Annotated in this window: 18 protein-coding genes; 10 read left to right on the top strand and 8 right to left on the bottom strand. The window is 46.5% G+C overall.

The annotated features are described in order from the left end of the window. Positions 1–4 precede the first annotated feature (4 nt). From BUA34_RS02980 to BUA34_RS02970, 3 genes are all read left to right on the top strand, one after another. Positions 5–349 carry a MetQ/NlpA family ABC transporter substrate-binding protein gene (locus BUA34_RS02980; protein ID WP_072827273.1) on the top strand — a complete coding sequence of 115 codons (345 nt, stop codon included), beginning with the start codon at positions 5–7 and terminating at the stop codon, positions 347–349. 45 nt (positions 350–394) lie between these two features. Continuing rightward, positions 395–1,810: an MATE family efflux transporter gene (locus BUA34_RS02975; RefSeq protein ID WP_072827272.1), complete on the top strand. Its 1,416-nt coding sequence runs from the start codon at positions 395–397 to the stop codon at positions 1,808–1,810. Between the two features lie 147 nt (positions 1,811–1,957). After that, on the top strand, positions 1,958–3,385 hold the full coding sequence (locus BUA34_RS02970) for a family 16 glycosylhydrolase (RefSeq protein WP_072827271.1): 1,428 nt from the start codon (positions 1,958–1,960) through the stop codon (positions 3,383–3,385). Between the two features lie 69 nt (positions 3,386–3,454). Here BUA34_RS02970 and BUA34_RS02965 read toward each other — a convergent pair whose 3' ends face one another. Further along, the gene (locus tag BUA34_RS02965) at positions 3,455–4,225 is read right to left on the bottom strand and encodes a lysoplasmalogenase family protein (RefSeq protein ID WP_072827270.1); all 771 of its coding nucleotides are present in this window, start codon (positions 4,223–4,225) and stop codon (positions 3,455–3,457) included. A gap of 48 nt (positions 4,226–4,273) precedes the next feature. Further along, positions 4,274–4,513 (bottom strand): DUF1653 domain-containing protein, encoded by a 240-nt coding sequence (locus BUA34_RS02960; RefSeq protein WP_072827269.1) that lies wholly within the window; start codon positions 4,511–4,513, stop codon positions 4,274–4,276. 208 nt (positions 4,514–4,721) lie between these two features. On the opposite strand from BUA34_RS02960, the gene BUA34_RS02955 reads away from it, so the two are divergent. After that, the gene (locus tag BUA34_RS02955) at positions 4,722–5,708 is read left to right on the top strand and encodes a nucleotidyltransferase family protein (protein ID WP_072827268.1); all 987 of its coding nucleotides are present in this window, start codon (positions 4,722–4,724) and stop codon (positions 5,706–5,708) included. A gap of 46 nt (positions 5,709–5,754) precedes the next feature. Next, positions 5,755–6,462, top strand: a complete 708-nt coding sequence (locus BUA34_RS02950) for a DUF4230 domain-containing protein (RefSeq protein ID WP_083579715.1) — start codon at positions 5,755–5,757, stop codon at positions 6,460–6,462. A gap of 237 nt (positions 6,463–6,699) precedes the next feature. On the opposite strand, the gene BUA34_RS02945 is transcribed toward BUA34_RS02950, so the two are convergent. After that, positions 6,700–7,230: a GNAT family N-acetyltransferase gene (locus BUA34_RS02945; protein ID WP_072827267.1), complete on the bottom strand. Its 531-nt coding sequence runs from the start codon at positions 7,228–7,230 to the stop codon at positions 6,700–6,702. Positions 7,231–7,312: 82 nt separating this feature from the next. On the opposite strand from BUA34_RS02945, the gene BUA34_RS02940 reads away from it, so the two are divergent. After that, positions 7,313–8,218 carry an MBL fold metallo-hydrolase gene (locus tag BUA34_RS02940; RefSeq protein ID WP_072827266.1) on the top strand — a complete coding sequence of 302 codons (906 nt, stop codon included), beginning with the start codon at positions 7,313–7,315 and terminating at the stop codon, positions 8,216–8,218. A gap of 21 nt (positions 8,219–8,239) precedes the next feature. Here the strand turns inward: BUA34_RS02940 and BUA34_RS16050 are convergent, their stop codons facing one another. Beyond that, complete coding sequence (locus BUA34_RS16050) at positions 8,240–8,632, bottom strand: helix-turn-helix transcriptional regulator (RefSeq protein ID WP_254794296.1); 393 nt, start codon at positions 8,630–8,632, stop codon at positions 8,240–8,242. A gap of 450 nt (positions 8,633–9,082) precedes the next feature. Between BUA34_RS16050 and BUA34_RS02925 the strand changes: the two genes are divergently transcribed. Next, positions 9,083–9,793: an SDR family NAD(P)-dependent oxidoreductase gene (locus BUA34_RS02925; protein ID WP_072827263.1), complete on the top strand. Its 711-nt coding sequence runs from the start codon at positions 9,083–9,085 to the stop codon at positions 9,791–9,793. A gap of 30 nt (positions 9,794–9,823) precedes the next feature. On the opposite strand, the gene BUA34_RS02920 is transcribed toward BUA34_RS02925, so the two are convergent. Beyond that, the gene (locus tag BUA34_RS02920; protein ID WP_072827262.1) at positions 9,824–10,468 is read right to left on the bottom strand and encodes a ribonuclease domain-containing protein; all 645 of its coding nucleotides are present in this window, start codon (positions 10,466–10,468) and stop codon (positions 9,824–9,826) included. A gap of 552 nt (positions 10,469–11,020) precedes the next feature. Here BUA34_RS02920 and ilvC point away from each other — a divergent pair. The 3 genes from ilvC to BUA34_RS02905 all read left to right on the top strand — a co-directional run bounded on the left by ilvC (position 11,021) and on the right by BUA34_RS02905 (position 15,707). After that, positions 11,021–12,499 carry a ketol-acid reductoisomerase gene (ilvC, locus tag BUA34_RS02915; protein ID WP_072827261.1) on the top strand — a complete coding sequence of 493 codons (1,479 nt, stop codon included), beginning with the start codon at positions 11,021–11,023 and terminating at the stop codon, positions 12,497–12,499. 283 nt (positions 12,500–12,782) lie between these two features. Beyond that, positions 12,783–14,498, top strand: a complete 1,716-nt coding sequence (locus tag BUA34_RS02910; RefSeq protein ID WP_139255857.1) for a T9SS type A sorting domain-containing protein — start codon at positions 12,783–12,785, stop codon at positions 14,496–14,498. 207 nt (positions 14,499–14,705) lie between these two features. Further along, a complete protein-coding gene (locus BUA34_RS02905; protein ID WP_254794295.1) occupies positions 14,706–15,707 on the top strand; it encodes a polysaccharide lyase domain-containing protein in 1,002 nt (333 codons plus the stop codon). Positions 15,708–15,745: 38 nt separating this feature from the next. Here BUA34_RS02905 and BUA34_RS02900 read toward each other — a convergent pair whose 3' ends face one another. The 3 genes from BUA34_RS02900 to BUA34_RS02890 all read right to left on the bottom strand — a co-directional run bounded on the left by BUA34_RS02900 (position 15,746) and on the right by BUA34_RS02890 (position 19,166). Next, positions 15,746–16,885, bottom strand: a complete 1,140-nt coding sequence (locus tag BUA34_RS02900) for a hypothetical protein (RefSeq protein ID WP_072827259.1) — start codon at positions 16,883–16,885, stop codon at positions 15,746–15,748. A gap of 2 nt (positions 16,886–16,887) precedes the next feature. Beyond that, positions 16,888–17,733 (bottom strand): TIGR02147 family protein, encoded by an 846-nt coding sequence (locus tag BUA34_RS02895; protein WP_072827258.1) that lies wholly within the window; start codon positions 17,731–17,733, stop codon positions 16,888–16,890. Positions 17,734–17,873: 140 nt separating this feature from the next. Beyond that, on the bottom strand, positions 17,874–19,166 hold the full coding sequence (locus BUA34_RS02890; protein WP_072827257.1) for a polysaccharide deacetylase family protein: 1,293 nt from the start codon (positions 19,164–19,166) through the stop codon (positions 17,874–17,876). Between the last annotated feature and the right edge of the window lie 9 nt (positions 19,167–19,175).

Raw genomic sequence — 19,175 nt, 5'->3', positions numbered from 1 at the left:
TTATATGAAAAAGATTGTATTACTTTGTATTTTGCTGAGTTCCCTTGCGATGGCTCGTTTTGATTGCTGTGCCCGCAAACGCGCAACTGTCAAAAAAGAGGAAACGTCATTGACGTTTTCTGTGGGTGTAGTTCGCGCAGAAGATGAGTCCCTGCTGAAGAAGGCTTCATCTTCGCTTGCCAAGGAATCTATCACGTTACAGATAAAAAAGTGGGATACCAAAGAACACGCTAACGAGGCGCTTGCCAAGGGCTTTGTCGATGGCCTGTATATCGATAGCCTTTGGTTTAACTCGGATTCAGATAAGAAAGAAGTTCTCTTGAGGCTGAAAAAAGAAATAGGAAAGTAAAATCGGCTGTCGCGCGGTCTTTGATTTTTCTATCTTTGCCAAGCTATGGTTGATGCTATTTTAAATAGGTTCTATAAACCTTCGAAATTCAAGAAGAACGGGGACGTAAAGGATGTGCTCGTGGTGGCACTCCCGATGCTTCTGTCGATGTCGTTTGACACGTTCATGACGTTCATCGATCGCTTGTTCCTCTCGAAACTTGGCCCCGCTGAAATGAATGCGGCGCTCGGGGCGGGGGCGGTGCAGCTTGCGCTCACGATGTTTTTTACGGGCGCGATTAGCTATACGACGGCAATGGTGGCGCAGCGCCTGGGTGGCAAGAAACGCTGGGATTGTGCCCGCGTATTCATGCAGTCGGTGTACTTGTCGCTGATTTCGGTGCCGCTTTTGTACCTCACGATTCCGCTGGGGCATTTTGCGTTTGGACTGGAACATTTGCCGGCCGACCAACTCGAATACCAGAAGACGTATTTTAACATCTTGATGTTCGGCGGCGTAATCAACTTGTTGCGTAATGCCGCGCCGTGCTTCTTTAGCGGTATTGGCGAAACCAAGGTCGTGATGAAGGCGGCTTTTGTTGGCATGATTGTGAACGTGGCCTGCAACTTTGTATTGATTTATGGCTACGGTCCGATTCCCGCGATGGGCGTTGCGGGCGCTGCTTATGGCACGCTCATAGGCAATGTGGTTTCTACGGTGATTCTGTTTGCGAAGTTCTTTAGCAATAGTTGCCATCGTCGGTTCCGCACGCGTTTTGCGTTCGCGTTTAGCTGGCCTTTGACCCGTGAACTTTTGCAAAAAGGAATCCCGTCTGGCGTCGAGATGTTCTTGAACATGGCAGCGTTCCAGTCGTTGATTTTGATGTTCCATGCGCTTGGGCCTGAGGCGGCGACCGCGTCTTCGATCATGTTCAACTGGGACTTGGTGGCGTATGTGCCGCTGATGGGGTTGGAGGTCGCGTCGACGAGTTTGGTGGGGCGCTATGTGGGCGCCAAGAATGCCGCTGCGGCAACGCGTTCGACTTATTCCGGGCTTAAGCTCGGCTGGGGCTATTCCCTGGTAATGGGGATTTTCTTTATCTTCTTGCCGGGAGTGCTGACGGATATCTTTAAGCCAGATGTTGCCGAGGCTACGGAAAGTGCGCTTGCGATTTTTAATGCGGCTCGACCGATGAGCATGTTCATGTTGCGGATTGCTACGTTCTACATCTTTGTTGAAGTCCTGCTTGTGATTTATGCAGGCGCGCTTCGCGGTGCGGGCGATACGGTTTGGGTTATGTTTGCGTGCGGTATCATGAACTGGTTCGTGGCGATTGCCTTGTACATCGTGGCTTACGTCTTCCATCTGCCGGCCCATTACGCTTGGATTGTGGTTGTTGCCGTTTATAGCACGGCTCCGCTGATTTTCTGGCGCCGCTGGAAGAGCGGAAAATGGCGCAGACACGTGATGAACGCTAAGTAAAGTGCGAAAATCGCAGATTCGGGGCTTTTTTACAACTTTTAACTAGGCTTATTGAAGTGCTGTAGGTATATTTATAAGACCTGCGGCATTTTTGTTTTTGGTGTGGGCTATTTTTGCAGAGGTCGTGGGTGAGGATTGGAATTGGATATGAAAAAAAATCACGTCATTGCGAGCATCGTGGCGCTCGCGACTATCGCATTTGCTGCTCCGCCGTCTAATTTTAGCGGTTGGGATCTCGTTTTTGAAGACAATTTTGATGGAACTTCTTTGGATAAAAAGAAGTGGAATCCGACTTATAACTGGGGCCCGACGCACAACCACCGCGCCTATTGTGCCGAAGAAAACGTAATTGTATCCGATGGTACACTCAAACTCAAGGGCGAAAAGAAGAAACATCCTAAGGCTACGGGGGACCGCTCTAAGGCGAAGTTCAACAACAAAGAAATCCCTGTTGATTACACTTCGGGTGCGATTGACACGAAGGGTAAATTTGAGGTCAAGTACGGCTATATCGAAGGCCGTTTCAAGGCCCCTTGGCAAAAGGGAACTTGGCCTGCGTTCTGGACGTTGCAAGACGGCTGGCCTCCAGAAATTGATATTCTTGAAATTCCTGCATCGCGCAAGCAGCACCATTACTACTTGCATTACACCGACCCGAGTTGGTACAACAGTCATGGTTCGGCGTGGGATCACGAAGCCTCTTTTGGCGGACATAAGGATGACAATGTGGACCGCTCGGCGGACTTCCACACGTATGCTGTGGAATGGGATGAGTCCACGCTTAGCTTCTATTTTGACGACAAAAAGTTTGCAAGTTACAATCGCCCGACCGAAATCAAGCAGCTTTCGGCTCAGTACATCATCGTGAATTTGGCGATTGGTGGCTGGGCAGGTGACGATATCGAAATTACGTCGGACAAACCTGCATATTTTGAAGCGGACTGGGTGCGTGTATGGCAGGCGAAACCCGCAAAGCCCGATACCGTGCGCATCATGTCGATGAATTTTGGCACGTGCATGACGAGAACTGCTGAAAAGAAACTTGCGTTAGGCGACTGCAGTGGCGATAATGCGATTGCGACGATTACGCCGCTTTCTTCGACAACTTATCGTATCAATTTTGGTGATGTCTCGCTTGATACCCCGAATGAATCGACCGATGCGGGCGTGACGATGGGCCTTTACCAGTGGAATGGTGGCAGCCATCAGAAAGTTGTTATGGAAAAGCAATCCGGCTACGAGGGCTCTGTGGTGCGCATGAAAATGCAACACAGCAATATGTATTTGCGTGCAACGACGGATGGCGAACGCGTGGTACAGAGTTGGGCCGATGACTGGGAATGGAATCAGATGTGGCGCTTACTCAAGTCAGGTGATGAAATCCCGACGAAGGACCCGTCTGTTGGAATCCACGAGACTGCGCGGACGATTGCCCCTGCTTATGGCGCCAAAGTTTTCCGTAAGAACGGGATGCTTTACGTGCAGTTCGGCGACGGGCTGCGGGGCGTGCCTAACAATAATGGCACGAAGCTTGAGCCTCGTGCCTACGATTTCAAGGGCCGTATCATTAAATGATTGTCATGCCCGCCGGAGCCTGTGCTGAGCGAAGTCGAAGTAAGCGGGCATCTCCATCTCGTGAAAAAACTACTCTTTCCTCTTGTATCCGCTGAGCCCGAGCAAAATCAAGGCCGGCGTATAGAAGTACCATACAAAGTTGTTGGCGACAGTCGCTACAATTTCTTGAACGCTGTGGTCATCGCCGGTTGCAAGCGAAATGCCTACGCATGCATCGCAGCAGAAGAATAGAATCATGCCGCGTTTGATGTTGCGTGCGTTTTTAGCGGGGAAATATCCTTTGCTAGGAACCTTGCAGGCGACAACGAGTGAGCAAATGAGGAATGCTGCATAAGTTGCGATAATCGGGACGGTCGGTCCTTCGAAAATGCGGAACAGATGAAGTGCGTTTGCAATAAACATGACTGTAAACGGAATAATCAAAATCCACGGAGAACTCTTGTCCGTATCGCTTGTGCGTGTGTGACGGTAAATGAAAAGTGCCTGCACAACCATAAAGAAGCAAATGCCAAGTAACGTGTAATCGCTGCGGTGTTCCAACACGTGAGCGTAGTTGTGCATGATTTTCAAACAGAAATCCGCGCACAAAGCCATTGCAAAGCCTGCCTGCAAAAAATTGCGGTCGCGTTTGCAAAGGCAATTCTCGCCGATGAAAAATACGACAATCGTCATGATTGCGGTAACGGCGAACTTGGCTATGTTCTGGTAGTTGCTGCTTTCGACGAGACATTGCTCGACAGCACCGCAGTTGTAAAATACAAGCCAATCCTTCACGAAGAAAGAAATCATGAGGATAGTAATGATAACTAAAAGTGATTTTATGAGTGTTTTCTTATTCATGGGGTGCAATATAATTAATTTGTTTTTTTTAGTTCCGGTGATAAAATTTTATTTGAGTTCAACGAGCTCAAAACGATATTTTTGCTTGACGTCCGGATATTTTTCATGATCGACTTCGCTTAGAAACATGGACTTTTCGCGGAGCCAAACCGTATTGTCGCCATAAAGAGCGCGGTAAATGACGTATTCATCTTCGGTCTCTGAATGTTTGGCGATACCTTCGACGATATAGAAACGATTTTTGAAGTGCCTGTAAACGGCGTGGATTTTGAGTTCTCTATTTTCCATAAATTTTATCCCAAATAATCAAGATTGATTTTTTTTTCACGTTCTTGCGACTTGTTACAATTCGTGAAAATCTCTTTTACATCATGCGTAAATTTTTGAAATGCAAAAATTTATTTGTTTGGTAATTTACCTTATTTCGTGCGAATTCGCAAGAGCTTTTGTTATATTACTTTTTGTAAGCCATTCTAAATTGGCTTCGGGAGTAAAAATGATTTCTTTGAATGACTACTTGTTTTCTGGAAATACGGTGCTAAAAATTTTGCATCAATATTCGAATGATCTCAGAAACAGCGCGAAGGAAACTCATAATAGTATCGACCTTGCTCATTCAAATTTTCTGATACAGATTATTGAACTTTTGGAGCATAACGACTTCTTGACCTCGCAGTCTCAAAGAATAAAAGAGTTCTACAAGTACATGACGAGGGAGTATCCATTCCTTGCTTTTACGTTTAAAGGACGAATAAAGTCTTTAATCCGTGCCGAAGAAAAATTCAACGGATATATACTTGAATTTATCTATAATTACTACCAAAAGAACGGAACGTTCCCGTCTGAAGCCGAAATTAAAAGTAAGCTGAACTTCCGTGACTTGATTGCTTACCGTATCGTAATATCGATGCCCGCTTGCCATATCAAAAAGGGCGAGGACCGCACTGAAGTTGAACGGAAATATCTCTACGAAATCGCAAACGTTATGCCCGAGTTTTTGGAAGAACGTGGATTTACTCCGGAAATTTCTCGACATAAGGATGGCGGTCATTGCGATTTGCTAAAAGAAGCCGTTCAACCCTATTACCATGATTCGGTGGTCACTCCGCGAAGCTCCGGTTATCAATCATTGCATATAACGATGTATGATAATCTTGCTCGTTGCTATACGGAAGTGCAACTTAGAACAAAGGATATGGATGATTTTGCCGAAATTGGTGAAGCGAACCACTTCGGTTACGAGAAAACGCAAGAAACAAGACGTTCCAAGCATGACCAAATCCCAAGTGGCGAATGTGTTTATTTTGACGAAGCCTATGAACGCTTGACAAAATTGCAGGAACTTGAACTTGCAAAACTTGATGTGAATATGTTCAAGGCCATCAACAACCAATTGATTAACGATGGTTGCGGACTTTTCAGAGGCAGACAGATTTTGCCGTTCGAACACTTGTCAAGATTCCAAAACGACTTGATAGATTAGAAACTTTTTGCGATATTTATAGATGCAAAAAGGAGAATGTCGGATTATGGATACTCAGTTGTGGAAACAAGTGACAAATTGCTTGACGAAGAAAAAAGTTATCGTAGTTGCTATTGTCTTCGTGTTCTTTGTGGGCTTGTTTTTTGCAACTAAATCCGTTGTGAAAATGTTGCTGCCTTCTGATTCTCGTAAAACTCAGATTACGAGTGAATTTGTATCGAGTCAAATTAACGGGATTTCGGAACTTGCAACACTCCATCACCATTACCGAAAAGTTGCCAATTATCAGGATGCGAAAAAGCTCTTGGTTTATATGCCTGATTGGCGGATTAATAAGTCTATCAAGGAATTTTCTTTAATATATCAAGGCGATGTCAAGATGGGTTACGACTTGACAAACGTTAAAATTGAAGTAGACTCCGTGACAAGGACTATTTTTATCCATCTCCCAGAACCGAAAATTTTGAGCCATAGTATTGACTTTGAAAGTATTCAAGTTCTATGGGAAAGACAAGGCTGGTTCAACGACATCAAGTTTGAAGACTTTAAGCAGTTCTTTATTTCAGAACAAAAGAAATACGAAAAAGAAAACTATGATGAGTTGAAGCGTTTGGCGAGTGAACGCGCTCAAAAAATTATTCGCTTAAATCTTGGCTCGAATATCAAGTTGGTTGAATCGCCTGAGAGTGACGAAAAATCGTTTATAGACAGATGGATTCGCCCCGAAGACGGATATCGGATAAAAATGCCGTAAAGTATTATTGCTCTTGTTTCCGCTAAATTGACAATTCTTTTGATTTGTCAAATTTTGACATTTGTAAAATGTATAATATTGTCAAAAAGGTGGTAAAAATGGAACAATTACTTTTTGGCTTGTTGATGTTTATCTTTTTGTATTTGATTTTTGAAGTGTCCTGTTATGTGGCTTCTAGTTTATGGAATTTGATGCTAAAAACGGTATTCAGGGGCAGGCGTTTTTTGAAACTGTATGCTACGGATATTTCGCACCGGGAATGTCTTTGAGAATTTCTTTCCAAAAATCGCGGAATTCCTTTTCGGTGACGGTGCCGCCTGCGGTGAGTAGGCGGTAGTGCTCGTCTTGCCAGACGTAATCAAAGGGGGAGGAGTCAAAGCCGTTGCGTTGGTAAAAGTTGCGGCGGCGGTTCCTGCGTTCGAGTTCCTCGGCTTCTTTGGAATCTTCTTCGACTTCGATATCGACGACAATGCGTGTGTCGGGGTGTTGTTCGCGAATGACTTGCAGAATTTGTGAGCCGTATCCGCGACTGCGTAGTTCTGGCTCTACTGCAAAATAGACGATGTTTGTGATGTTGCCGTGTGAAATGGAATTTGAAAATCCGCAGAAAGAATCTTCATCGAAAAACGCCCAAAATTCCCGCTTGATTTTGTCATCGAGCAATTGCTTCATCGGAATACGTTCGTTTGCTGGGAACGCGGATTCATACAATGCCTGAACCTGCGGAAGATACGGGGAATTTATGGTTACATCGAAAAATTGGAGCATTTGCGGAAAGAATAGGATTATGTGACTTGCGTGTCAAGTTTTAGAAGTGCGAGATTGCTTCTTTTAGTATATATTTACCTTTATGAAATTGTTTGAAAATAAATTTATTCCTTTTATTGCTGCATTTGCTTTTGCGATTGCAGGCTGTAGCGACTCGAAAAATTCCACGAAGGATTCTGCGGAAAGTAAGACAGCGTCGGGCCAAGAGGCCCCTGCAAAAGTGGAGATGCCTGAAGTCGAAGGAACGAAAACCATTGCGCTTGCGAACGGAGCTTCGGTCACTTGGATTCAGGATAACGAGGGCAAAAAGCTGATGCCTCGTGAACTCTTCAGCGATGCGAGCGATTCGCTTTATGAAAGTTTGAATATGCCTGCGGGGCTCCCGGCTTCTGTCAGCACGTTCTTGGTGAAGGTCGATGGCAAGTACATCCTGTTTGACGCTGGTCTTGGTGCGTGGGGCGGACAGATGATGAAGCGTCTTGCTGCATTGAACGTGAATCCTGATTCCGTTGGGCTTGTCTATTTGACGCATTTCCATGCGGATCACATTGCTGGTCTTGTGAAAAATGGCGATTCTGGGAAAATGGAGAAGGTCTTCAAGAATGCGGCTGTTTATGCGGGTAAGGTAGAATATGATGCTTGGATGAACGACATTCCGAAAAATGATTTGCAAAAGAACATTATGGCGCTATACAAGGATTGTCTTCATTTGTTTGCGTTCGGCGATAGCCTTCCGCATGGAGTGCTTGCGATGGATGCCGTGGGACATACGCCGGGACACACGGCTTTCCAAATTTCAAATTTACTTGTAATTGGCGACTTGATGCACGGCTATGCTTTGCAAAAGTTCCATCCTGAAATCAGTTCCAATTACGATATGGATAAAGCTAAATCAGCCGAGAGCCGCAAACGCATTATGCAATACGCTCGCGAAAACAAACTCCTGATGGCCGGTATGCATTTGCCGCCTCCCGGATTTGCGAAGTAAAGGCTTTTTGCAGAAAGAAGGTTACCAGAACAGGTTCTTATAGCTAGTTCCGAGAGCGTTGGCGAGACGATGTGCCATTTTGCGTCCGATAGGCTCTTTGCCTCGTTCCATTGCAGATACTTGTTGCTTTGTAATTCCTGCTTTGTCTGCCAGCTGTTGTTGCGTATAGCCGAAGGTCGTTCGCAAAAGCTTTAAGCTTTCTGCTGGAGTCGTTTGGGCTTCCATTTCTTTGAACCAGTCGGAATCCATAATATTTATGGATTTTTCATTGTTGTCACTTTTGACTTCCTCTACATTTGGAAAAGCTGACTTTAAGAATATGACGAGATAGTCGGGGATGTTTTTCCCTTCAAAAGTAAATACAGTCCCGTTCTTTGCCTTACTAGTAAGGCGCATTTTCACGGCTTCCAACATAAGTGACCTCCAGTTCAATTCCTTTAATCGTTTCAATCCAACATGCCGCCCAATGGTATGATAGGTGGCAATGGTGCGTATTTGTGTTCACTAGTTTTTTGTAGTTCGGCCAGTTGGGTAAGACAGGCCCTTTCTCGTGTAAGTCTCTTACCAATTTGGCGAAGAGAACTTGCTCTTTTTGGGGCATAAGCCTTACTGCTTTTAGAATTTTTGGTTTTGTTATTACATTCATAATATATGAAAAATCTTTCCTTGTGTCAAGAAATTTTCTTTACATCAATCTATGAAAAAGATGCCATGTAAAAACTTGGTGTCTTAATCTATAATCGAAAAATGTGAAAAAAGAGAATTCCCTAAATTTTGCAACCAACCGTTTGCAAAAGGCTTTATTTTGTCGCCAATGGTTGTCAGTCGTTCACTTGAAAAGAACAGGAATGTATATTTATCATTATGAAGTCGTTTGAAAATAAAGTGGTCGTGGTGACGGGTGGGGCGCATGGGATTGGCGCTTCCATCGTGAGTGAATTTGAAAAAGAGGGAGCGAAAGTCGCGTATATCGACATCCGCGAAAATCCTTGTTTTGTTGGGGATCTTTCAAAGAAAGAGACTTTGGAAAAGTTTGCGCAGTTTGTTATCGAAAAAAACGGGCATGTGGATGTGCTGGTAAATAACGCACTCCCGCTGATGAAGGGTATTGACGAATGTAGTTACGAAGAATTCAGCTATGCGCTCGCTGTCGGTGTGACCGCTCCGTTTTATCTTGCAAAACTTTTCTCGCCGCATTTTGCAAAGGGCGCGAGCATTATAAATATATCGTCATCTCGCGACCGCATGAGCCAACCGCAAACGGAAAGCTATACGGCGGCGAAGGGCGGGATTGCGGCTCTCACGCATGCTTTAGCTATGAGTTTTGCGGGCCGTGTGCGAGTGAACTCGATTTCTCCGGGTTGGATTGATACGGATTTCAAAGTTTATGATGGCCCTGATGCCTCCCAGCAGCCTGCTGGCCGCGTCGGCAATCCGCTAGATATCGCGAACATGGTGCTTTATCTCGCGAGCGACAAAGCCGGATTCATCACCGGTGAAAACATCTGCATTGACGGCGGTATGACCCGCCAGATGATTTACCACAATGATTGCGGCTGGAAATTTGAAGGGTAGCGGAATTTTCTAAAACGCACAAATTTTAATTCAAGGTTGTTTCTCAAACACTATTTTGCTGAATGTTTTGTAGTGGTCGGTGGTGTAATAAATGTTACAGCCGCTGCTATAGACAAGGCGGTTTGTGCCGCGATTGTCTCCAAAGTAATCGACATCGGCTTCGTAGTAATACGCTGGCGGTAGCCTTCCTTCGCGATTGTCAAAGTAGTCTCCGCCAATCATCACACCGAGCGTTGTGTGCGGGTTGAAATTCCATTTCACAAATGTTTTGCCGGTCTTTTGTTCGTAAAGCTTTATTCCCTCGCTTTTGGTGACGTAATAGACCGGCAGATGGTCGTTGTCGCAAATGTACTTTGCAACATGGAGTCTTGAGGAGTATTCCTTTTCGGCTGGATTTTCTTTGAGTAGGCAGGCTTTTTTGTTGCGGGGCGCATCTTCGGGGGTCGTGTAAACTACATATATATCGAATGCGAATGCTAACGCAATGCATATCGCGACTATCACAGCGATCTTGGATTTTTTCGCCTTACGGTAATTTTTGCGCACTGGGGAGGATGTGGCTTGTTCTTCTCGCGAGGCTACACCTTCGAGGATTCCTTTTTCGATTCTTGCGCCTTTCTCTGTTTTGCCGAAGCTGCAAATGATGATTGTGTCGCCGACTTTAGGCGGTCTCACGGGATGCCCTAAAGCTGAAATATGGACAAAGTATTTTATTCCGTTTGCGGTTGCAAAACCGAATCCTTTTTCTTCGTTTCATTGCGTGAGTGTAGCTTTATTTGTGATGGGCATGGGGAAACCTTTGTTTGTAGATAATTGCGTGTTAAATGTAAAAAAGAAGTTTTTACCGATGAATCCGGGGTTTTAGGGGCGGAGCCCTTAGGAGTAGGGGTGATGGAAGACCCGGCGATTGTTGCAACAGAAATAGGCGACTCCGGAACTAGTCCGGGGTGACAATGTGAGCCGGGGCTGCAATCAGGGGGAGGCTTCCCCCTCCAATCTAATCCTTTCACTGGATCCTGCTCCTACGAACCTAACTTAACTAAGGCTACAAGTAGCCAAGTTTCGTATATCGACTACGCCCGAAGGACTTCGCTCAGGATGACGAGTCGGGCTTCTTCCGTTTTTTTATGTTTTCTAGTAATTAGTGGCTGGAAACTAGTAACTTTTTCCACTTTACTTTGCTATCTTTCCCCTCGGAACAATTTTATTTAACAGAGGTTCAAAAAAATGAATTATTTCAACTCTATCCCTATGCGTCGCCAACTTGAAGAAATTGGCCACTGCCGTTTCATGGAACATTCTGAATTCAGCCGTGGTGTTGAAGCCCTCAAGGGTAAGAAGATTGTGTTCGTCGGTTGCGGTGCTCAGGGTCTCCATCAGGGTCTCGACCTTCGCGATAGCGGTTTGGATGTTTCCTACACGCTCCGCAAGGAAGCCATCGAACAGAAGCGCCAGTCCTGGAAGAACGCTACTGAAAACGGCTTCAAGGTCGGTACTTATGAAGAAATGATTCCGGATGCAGACCTCGTTTGCAACCTCACACCGGATAAGCAGCACCACAACGTGATCCCGGCTATCATGAAGCTCATGAAGAAGGGCGCAGCTCTCTCTTACAGCCATGGCTTCAACATCGTCGAAGAAGGCCAGGAAATCCGTAAGGACATCACTGTGATCATGGTCGCTCCGAAGGGACCGGGTTCCGAAGTTCGTTCTGAATACCTCCGTGGTTTCGGCATGCCGTGCCTTATCGCTGTCCACCCGGAAAACGACCCTGAAGGCAAGGGCTGGGACTATGCTAAGGCTTACGCCGCTGGTCTCCACGCTGACCGTCCGGGCGTTCTCGAAAGCTCTTTCGTCGCCGAAGTGAAGTCTGACCTCATGGGCGAACAGACCATCCTTTGCGGTATGCTCCAGACTGGTACGATCCTTTGCTACGACAAGATGGTGAAGGAATTCGGTATCGACAAGGCTTACGCTGTGAAGCTCCTCCAGTACGGCTGGGAAACGATTTCCGAAGCCCTCAAGCATGGTGGCATCACGAACATGATGGACCGTCTCTCCAACCCGGCCAAGATCCGCGCAACGGAACTCGCCGAAAAGATGAAGAAGATCATGAAGCCGCTTTACTGCGAACATCAGGACAACATCATCTCTGGCAAGTTCTCCAGCACGATGATGGTCGACTGGGAAGCTGGCGACAAGGACCTCCTCAAGTGGCGTGGCGAAACCGGCGAACTCGAATTCGAAAAGGTTGCCGCAACAGACAAGCAGATCACCGAACAGGAATACTTCGACCGTGGCGTTCTCATGACCGCTATGATCAAGGCCGGTGTGGAACTCGCATTCGAAACCATGTGCTCTGTGGGCATCAAGCCGATGAGCGCTTACTACGAATCTCTCCACGAAACTCCGCTCATTGCAAACCTCATCGCTCGTAAGAAGCTGTTCGAAATGAACCGCGTCATCAGCGATACCGCAGAATACGGCTGCTACCTCTTTGCTAACAAGTGCGTTCCTCTCCTCGCTGACTTCATGAAGAACGAAGTCAAGAAGGGCGACATTGGCGATATCTTCAACGAAGGCAATACCAACGCTGTCGATAACGAAGAACTCATCAAGGTGAACAAGAACATCCGTAACCATCCGGTTGAAGAGATCGGTGCTTGGCTCCGCGACCGCATGTCTGGCATGACCCGCGTCGTGTAACCTTCGCAATATGGCATCACGATTTGGCTCACGTACGTTTTAGTACGCTACGCCAAATCGTTCTTTGTCTTGCTCGGTTCCACTTAGCGGGATAAAGAGTGGTGCTACGGGGGCTCGCGCCTTGTCTTGCTTGATTATACGACTTTCACGGATTTCCATACTCGCTTATACTTAGCGGGGAAGTAGATACCTCAGTTCATAGCTTTGAACGTTTTAAAATCTCGTCAGGTATTCCCTGGCGGGATTTTTTTTGTTATATTAAAGACAAGATAATAAGGAGGAAATGATGAAATTATTCTCAATGTTTGGGGTTTTGGCACTTGCTGTTGGCTGTTTTGCCGCAGATCAGGGAACAAAGGATGATCCGCTCACCATCAGTTCTGTTCAGGAACTTCTTCAGTTCCGCAATGCCGTTTTGGATAGCGGCATGTACAAGGGTGTCAAGTTGGAAAATGGCGGCGAGGGCTTGCATTTCAAGCTGACTGCCGACTTGGACTTGAGCACGGTTTGCGGTCGCGATGTCGGTAACTGGAAGCCGATTGGTCCTTTCGAAGGTAGCTTCGATGGCGCTAACCACAAGATTTCGAACTTGTACATGGATGATTCGCTGGGTAGGGTCGGGAATCCGGGATTTTTTGGACCTGTATTCAACAACGGCGACGACACGCTCTATTTCAACAATGTCGTTTTCGAGAATGTCTACATCCGCACGTCGGGAATTGTTGGAACGTTTGTTTCGCAGGTGGTGACAGGCAAGGCTGTGGTGCGGAACAATAAGGTCGATTTAAAATTCGAATCCACTAAAGATGAAACGGCTGACCTGCAGTTGGGCGGCTTGATGGGTAACACCGTGGGTGATTGGGTTGGGTTCTACGACAACTCGGTTAAGGGGTCTATCAAAGTTTCGTCACTGAAACAGGTGTCTATTGGTGGCATTATTGGAATTCTTGTTGATCCGGGTGCACTCGAAAGAAATGTGAACGAGGCGAGTATTACAGTTGATGGAAATAGTTATACTCAGGTGGGTGGCCTTATTGGTCAGCTGATTGCTCCTTATACAATGAAGGATAACGTGAACAAGGGGGATATTTCGGTCAATGTCCCTGCGCAATACGCTTTTGTTGGTGGCCTTGTGGGCGTGAACCCGTCGCTGCCTTCCGAAAAGAATGTAGTCGGAAACGTCAATTACGGGAAGATTGAAGTCGCTGCATCGTATGCGGGGGTTGGTGGGCTTTATGGGTTGATTTCGGGCAATACCAATTCGGTGCTCGACAGTTGCATCAATAATGGTGATGTCATTTATCATGGTGTCGAAATCCAACAGAATGTTCAAGTGGGTGGTATTGCTGGCATTTGGGAAGTCAAGCAGGCGAGCCGGATGGAAAACAATGGCAAAATCGTGATTGAAAATGCCTTGAGTCCCAATGTTGGCGGTATCGTTGGTTATGTACGTCCGGGTGCAAAGAGCATGGATTTGTTCAAATCTGTAAATGCGGGTGACATTTCGGTAAATAACCAAACCGTAAACAAGGGCTGGGTCTCGGGCCTTGTCGGATTCACCGATGAGATCGAATATGTGAATTTGGATAGTTGCGTTAATAAAGGCAATATTGTATTCGAGGGTGCGATAGATAGCACATCGCTCTTTGTAGTCGCCTTTGCTTCTGCTGCGCCTGGTACGAATATCAATTTCAAGACGAGCACAAACGACGGAACTGTCCCAGGAAATCTTGGTGGTCGTACGTCTCTGAAAGTGTTTGCCCGTGCGCCGAAAATGCATTTGCAGCGTTTAGGCTATGGTCGCGCAATCCTTGAAGTTCCTGATTTGGAAAGCACTGGTCGTGAACAGGTGGAATTGTTCTCTTACAATGGCAGACTCGTTCCGGTACAGCAGATGCAGTCGGGAAATCTTTTCTACCTCGAAGGCGTTCCCGCAGGGCGTTATGTAGTCCGCGTCAAAACCTCTCGCGGTTTGCGTTCGTTGCGCGTTACGTTCTAAAAAACACTATCGTTGTCTATGAACAACGTAAAAATGAATCAAGGTCATTAAAAGACTTCCGGCAACGGAGGTCGTTTCGCTCCCGTCCGATGCTGCTTATGGTGGCGGCGATAAAGCGGGCTCGGAGTTGATTGCCGCGACCTTTCACAATGGGGTGGCGCAACCGCGCTTGACTATGCAAGCGACAAGCTCCCGAGTGGCGGCGCTTTGAACGGCTTTGCTGCAAATACGCAAGCCAAGTGGATTTGGACGAGCGATGAATCTGACCCGACTGCAGTGTTGCTTTACACATTCTATGTGAAGGCCGAAGGCTTTGGTGCCTCGACGACGGGTGGCGATGCTGGAAAGATTGTTGTCGCGAGCGATTCGGCAAGCATCCGCAAGTATTTGCAAAGCAACGATGCGGTGACGATTCTTGTTCCCGAAGGAACTTATGACTTTAGGCAGTTCCGTAATGCAGTCACCGAAGCAAAAAGCAAAAAACGTACTTGGTGCAAAACGACATGTACCGAAAAGAATCGCGTGACGGGCAAGACGAATACTTTCTATCGCATTACGTTCAAGGCAAACAGTTGCAGCGACTTGACGGAAGCGGGCGTGCAGATTGTGCAAGAAAGTGAAAACCTGCAACAATGGGACAACTGGATTACCACCAAGGCAAACAAGAGCCTAGTGGGCATGGGCCGTGGTGCTAACCTTCGCGGGGCTGCCATCGCTGTGCGTAGCAACGAAGGTTCCGGAAACCATATCTACCGCAACCTTGCGATTTACGATGTGAACCCGCACTTGATTGAAGGCGGTGATGGCCTTGAAACGGTCGGTACTGCTTCAAAGCATATTAACAAGTTCTGGGCAGACCATATCAGCTACAAGTGGATTAGCGATGGCATGGATATGGAATTTGTTGACAATGCGACAATCAGCTATCTCGATTTTGACGGCGCGAATGAATACAATTGTTGGGGCACGGACCCTTACATGGCGCTTGTCGAAGATGCTCACTTGACTTATGCGAACAACTATTGGCATAACACTTACGGGCGCGTTCCCAAGGTGACAGGCGAAAATCTCGCTGCTGGAACGCATTCCGCTGTTGCTGTGGTGACGGATAACTCCGGACTTACGTGGATGAGTGAATTCGTGACATTTACCGTTGAGGGCGCGGCAGTCTCTTCATCGTGGTGGAATACACCACGGCGGGCACCGTGAAACGCCGCTATATCCAATAGCGATGATGCAATAGAAGTCTAGATGGAATCCATGCCTTCAAATACGATGTCATCGATTTGAAGGTATGTGCCGCTGTTTGCGAATATGGTGAAAAATCCGATTTCGTTTGCGATTTCGTTAAAGCGGACTTGATAGCTTTCGCTTTTCAAAACTTCTTCACCGGGGCGGAAAACAATTTCGCGCCATTCTTCGCTTGCTTTTGATTTCCACAAAGCCTTGCGGAACATGTTGTCGCCAATTTCTTTGTAGTGTTCCAGTGCTACGGAAAAATCTCCATCTCCGCGAACCTTGATGCGTATTGCGCTGAGTTTTGAAATGTCGTAATAGCCTGTATCGCTACCGAGATGTGTGCCGACTAGAACAAAACCGGAGTCTGTATTGTTGTAGCGAATGGAAAGATATTTCCCGTTTTCGTTATCTTCAAGCGCTTCGCTAAAACCAGATGCAGAATCGGGGCGCGTGAATTGAGCGTCTCCGATGGTGGAGAAATACCACCCGTAGTTTGAATAAGTTTTTGCAATGTTGTTTAAGCTATCACCATCGTCAAAGTCTTCGAATACGAACTCGCGTGTAACGCCTGGAACGCGGATAATCGTATCGGCTGAAGCTCCGTTTTCTAGTGCAACAGATGCAATGAGCGAATCGCCTGCAACGACGTCGAATAAGCCCGCAGGCACGTGGGTGAATGTGTATTCGCCATTTTTGAGGAATGCTGCATAAGGGGTCGCATTTAGCGAAATTGCTTCATAAAGCTTGGCGTAGTCCGTTTCTGCGGTACCGGTGCGTATAGTAAGGCTTGCCGAAGGTAAAAGTGAAATTTCAGTTTTGCTTGTGTCTAATGGCGCCCATGCCATCAAAGACGAATCGTTACCGGCGATGCTTTCGACAAATGTGTTGGCGGTGAGAGAACTATCAAACGTTTCTGCGAACGAATCGAAACGCGCAATGCCTGCGGTATCAGATTCCGCTGTTCCCAATACGGACATGTTTTCTTTAGAGTAAAGTTTAACGCGAGCATTTGCAATGGGCGCGCGCGATGCATCTACGATTGTAAACGCGATCCCGTTTGTGGTTTCGCTTGTGGCTCCAGCTGTATTAGAGTCAGAACAAGCCCAGAAAAAGGCAACAGGGAAAATCGCGGTCAAAAAACGTTTCATCGTCAATCCTTTTTCTTCATCATGGGGAACAATTGAAAATTTAATTGATAAACGCTATCGCAAATGGGCGAGGGCATAGAATTTGCCACGTTTACGATGGATTTTCGTGCTTCGGAGAGTATGTCTCGGATTTTTTGGATTTGTGTGGAATCAAGTGCCATCGTGAGTGTGCTGATATCTCGCTCTTCTTTGGGCGTTTCGGCTATGGAACGGTGGGCGAGTTCGGCGATACTCTTTTGGTATTCGCTGATGGAGGCACTAAGCCAATGTTCTTTCGTTTTGATGTGAGCTTCTGTCGGGACGACGCGTCCGTCTTTTCGAGTGCTTGCAAGGCCAAGTTGCAGTAAAGCCTCGACTGCGCTTTCGACTTGATTTGCCGAGAGCTTCGGGATGCATGAATCCCCAAGTGCGGCGGCATGTTCCGGGCCGCGGTAGTCGAATACGTCAAGAGCAGAACGGATCATGGGGTAGAACCACTGCTGGAAATAGCGGTAGCGGGCTTCGTCTAGTTCTCGGCAGGCAGCGGGGCGCATTTTCTGGAGCGTCTCAAAGTGTTTGCGTACTTGCTCGTCGTTTTTTGCTTTCCCGTAGGCTACCATTTCACGGAAGTATTCCGCCTTGCCTTCTTTATAGCGAAAAAACTGTACGAATGATTCTATGCTTATGCTTGAAACGTGTCGTTTGCCCTGCAAAATCTTGACCAGTAGACTTGCATCGATATCAACTGCGGATGCGAAAACTCTATAGCTAAAGGTGGGATCGAGGGATTTTTCCAATTCGTAAAAATCCTGCAAGAACTTGCGGTAATCGGAATATTCGTAAATGTTGATTTTGTTTCTTGCAAACATGAACTACCTATAATCAAAGATACATTTCTTTCTAAAGAAATATTTTTATAGGTGTTCGAGTATTGAATTTTTTACAGCTCTGTTGACATTTTTGTCCACACGTAGGGTTATGCCAACAGGTCTCATTCTGCGTTCGAAAATTATTTATGCACCATTTTCACTGTCTTTGAGGGATGTCCTTTCGATTCTGCGCGAATAATGTAGGAGCCCTTAGGAAATCTTTCGGGTACAGCAAAATTGTCAACAGCTCCCAACTCGTTGCCGTTCATGTCGAATAATGTGAATTTTGTGTATCCGCGTTCGATTTGTAGATTTTTGGCGATGGCTGTTGTGGAGTCTTGCGGATTCTTTTCGCCTTCTTTGGGCTTTCGTACCGTGAGTGCTTTTGCCATGAATTCGATAATGTAGGTGCCATCGCTTTCTTGTTTTAGGATTTTCCCGTCTTGCTCTACGATTGCTTTTTCGTCAACGGATTTGGTATCGATTTTTACGCGGAGCGGAACGCTTTCAGGCATGTGTTCGTTCGGAATCTCCCATTGGACGGTGTAGCCATTTTCGGTTTCATTTTTATCGGCTTTGTCGACGATGAAATGTGCTCGGTGGTAGGCTCCGATAGTGCCAAAAGGAGCTGTCCACAAATCGTTTTCAAGTGCATGCTTGAAAAGTTTCTTGATTTCTTCTGGGTTGATGGCGTAATCATCGCCTTTGTCATCGGTCACGCCATGGTTCAAAACGACTAGCCAAGAGCCGCCCTTTACAGAAACTTCCCATGGTTTTGCTCCTTCGAAGTTCCCGATAAATGCAGCCGTGTCAAGTGATGAAAGTAATTCTTCGACGCTTGCACCGGAACGGGTCCATACCTTGGCTTGGATGCTCAACCATTCGGGTTCTACATCCCATTCGTTTCTGCCGTGCCAGCCGCAATCGCGGTTAATAAAGTGGCGCTTGTTTATGACAGATTTGATTTTATCGTTGTTTTCGCAGAATGGCGTGGCTAGCGATGTGATGCGGACTTTCGCCCCATTTTCGGCCATGGTGCTTTCTATTTTATCCGCAAACTTGACAATTTCGTTTTCCAATTCGCTATTGTCGCTGATGCCGCTCAAGTGGGCGTGCGTATCGGTATGATTCCCGATTTCATGCCCTGCTTTTGCAAGGTTTGCAAAACCGGCTGCATTGTTCTGTATGCCGTTTCCCATGCTTGTAACGAAAAACGTGACATGGACGTCTTTCAATTCGTCAAGGATGGGGGTGAGGTTTTGCACCTGGTTTTCGAGTGCATCATCGAATGTGAAACTCACGGCTCCGACATGACCGTTCCAAGGTACTGTTTCAATGGGTGCCGCAGCACCACTAAATCCTGCAAGGCTCATTGTTAAACTCCATGCAGCAACAGCCGCTTTTACGGAAAAGACTGATTTTCGTGGTTTCATACAGCGAAT

The organism is Fibrobacter sp. UWB12 (genome assembly GCF_900142485.1).
Taxonomy (GTDB): Bacteria; Fibrobacterota; Fibrobacteria; order Fibrobacterales; family Fibrobacteraceae; genus Fibrobacter.
Note: the sequence above shows the minus strand (reverse complement) of the source record. Positions and strands in the feature narration are given on the sequence as shown.

Excerpts from the sequence above, each read along its gene's own strand:
- BUA34_RS16050 (WP_254794296.1), bottom strand. The coding sequence starts at position 8,632 with ATGTTGGAAGCCGTGAAAATGCGCCTTACTAGTAAGGCAAAGAACGGG.
- BUA34_RS02945 (WP_072827267.1), bottom strand. The coding sequence starts at position 7,230 with ATGCTCCAATTTTTCGATGTAACCATAAATTCCCCGTATCTTCCGCAG.
- BUA34_RS02970 (WP_072827271.1), top strand. The coding sequence starts at position 1,958 with ATGAAAAAAAATCACGTCATTGCGAGCATCGTGGCGCTCGCGACTATC.
- BUA34_RS02975 (WP_072827272.1), top strand. The coding sequence starts at position 395 with ATGGTTGATGCTATTTTAAATAGGTTCTATAAACCTTCGAAATTCAAG.
- ilvC (WP_072827261.1), top strand. The coding sequence starts at position 11,021 with ATGAATTATTTCAACTCTATCCCTATGCGTCGCCAACTTGAAGAAATT.
- BUA34_RS02925 (WP_072827263.1), top strand. The coding sequence starts at position 9,083 with ATGAAGTCGTTTGAAAATAAAGTGGTCGTGGTGACGGGTGGGGCGCAT.
- BUA34_RS02980 (WP_072827273.1), top strand. The coding sequence starts at position 5 with ATGAAAAAGATTGTATTACTTTGTATTTTGCTGAGTTCCCTTGCGATG.
- BUA34_RS02960 (WP_072827269.1), bottom strand. The coding sequence starts at position 4,513 with ATGGAAAATAGAGAACTCAAAATCCACGCCGTTTACAGGCACTTCAAA.
- BUA34_RS02910 (WP_139255857.1), top strand. The coding sequence starts at position 12,783 with ATGATGAAATTATTCTCAATGTTTGGGGTTTTGGCACTTGCTGTTGGC.
- BUA34_RS02890 (WP_072827257.1), bottom strand. The coding sequence starts at position 19,166 with ATGAAACCACGAAAATCAGTCTTTTCCGTAAAAGCGGCTGTTGCTGCA.
- BUA34_RS02950 (WP_083579715.1), top strand. The coding sequence starts at position 5,755 with ATGGATACTCAGTTGTGGAAACAAGTGACAAATTGCTTGACGAAGAAA.
- BUA34_RS02955 (WP_072827268.1), top strand. The coding sequence starts at position 4,722 with ATGATTTCTTTGAATGACTACTTGTTTTCTGGAAATACGGTGCTAAAA.
- BUA34_RS02900 (WP_072827259.1), bottom strand. The coding sequence starts at position 16,885 with ATGAAACGTTTTTTGACCGCGATTTTCCCTGTTGCCTTTTTCTGGGCT.
- BUA34_RS02940 (WP_072827266.1), top strand. The coding sequence starts at position 7,313 with ATGAAATTGTTTGAAAATAAATTTATTCCTTTTATTGCTGCATTTGCT.
- BUA34_RS02895 (WP_072827258.1), bottom strand. The coding sequence starts at position 17,733 with ATGTTTGCAAGAAACAAAATCAACATTTACGAATATTCCGATTACCGC.
- BUA34_RS02965 (WP_072827270.1), bottom strand. The coding sequence starts at position 4,225 with ATGAATAAGAAAACACTCATAAAATCACTTTTAGTTATCATTACTATC.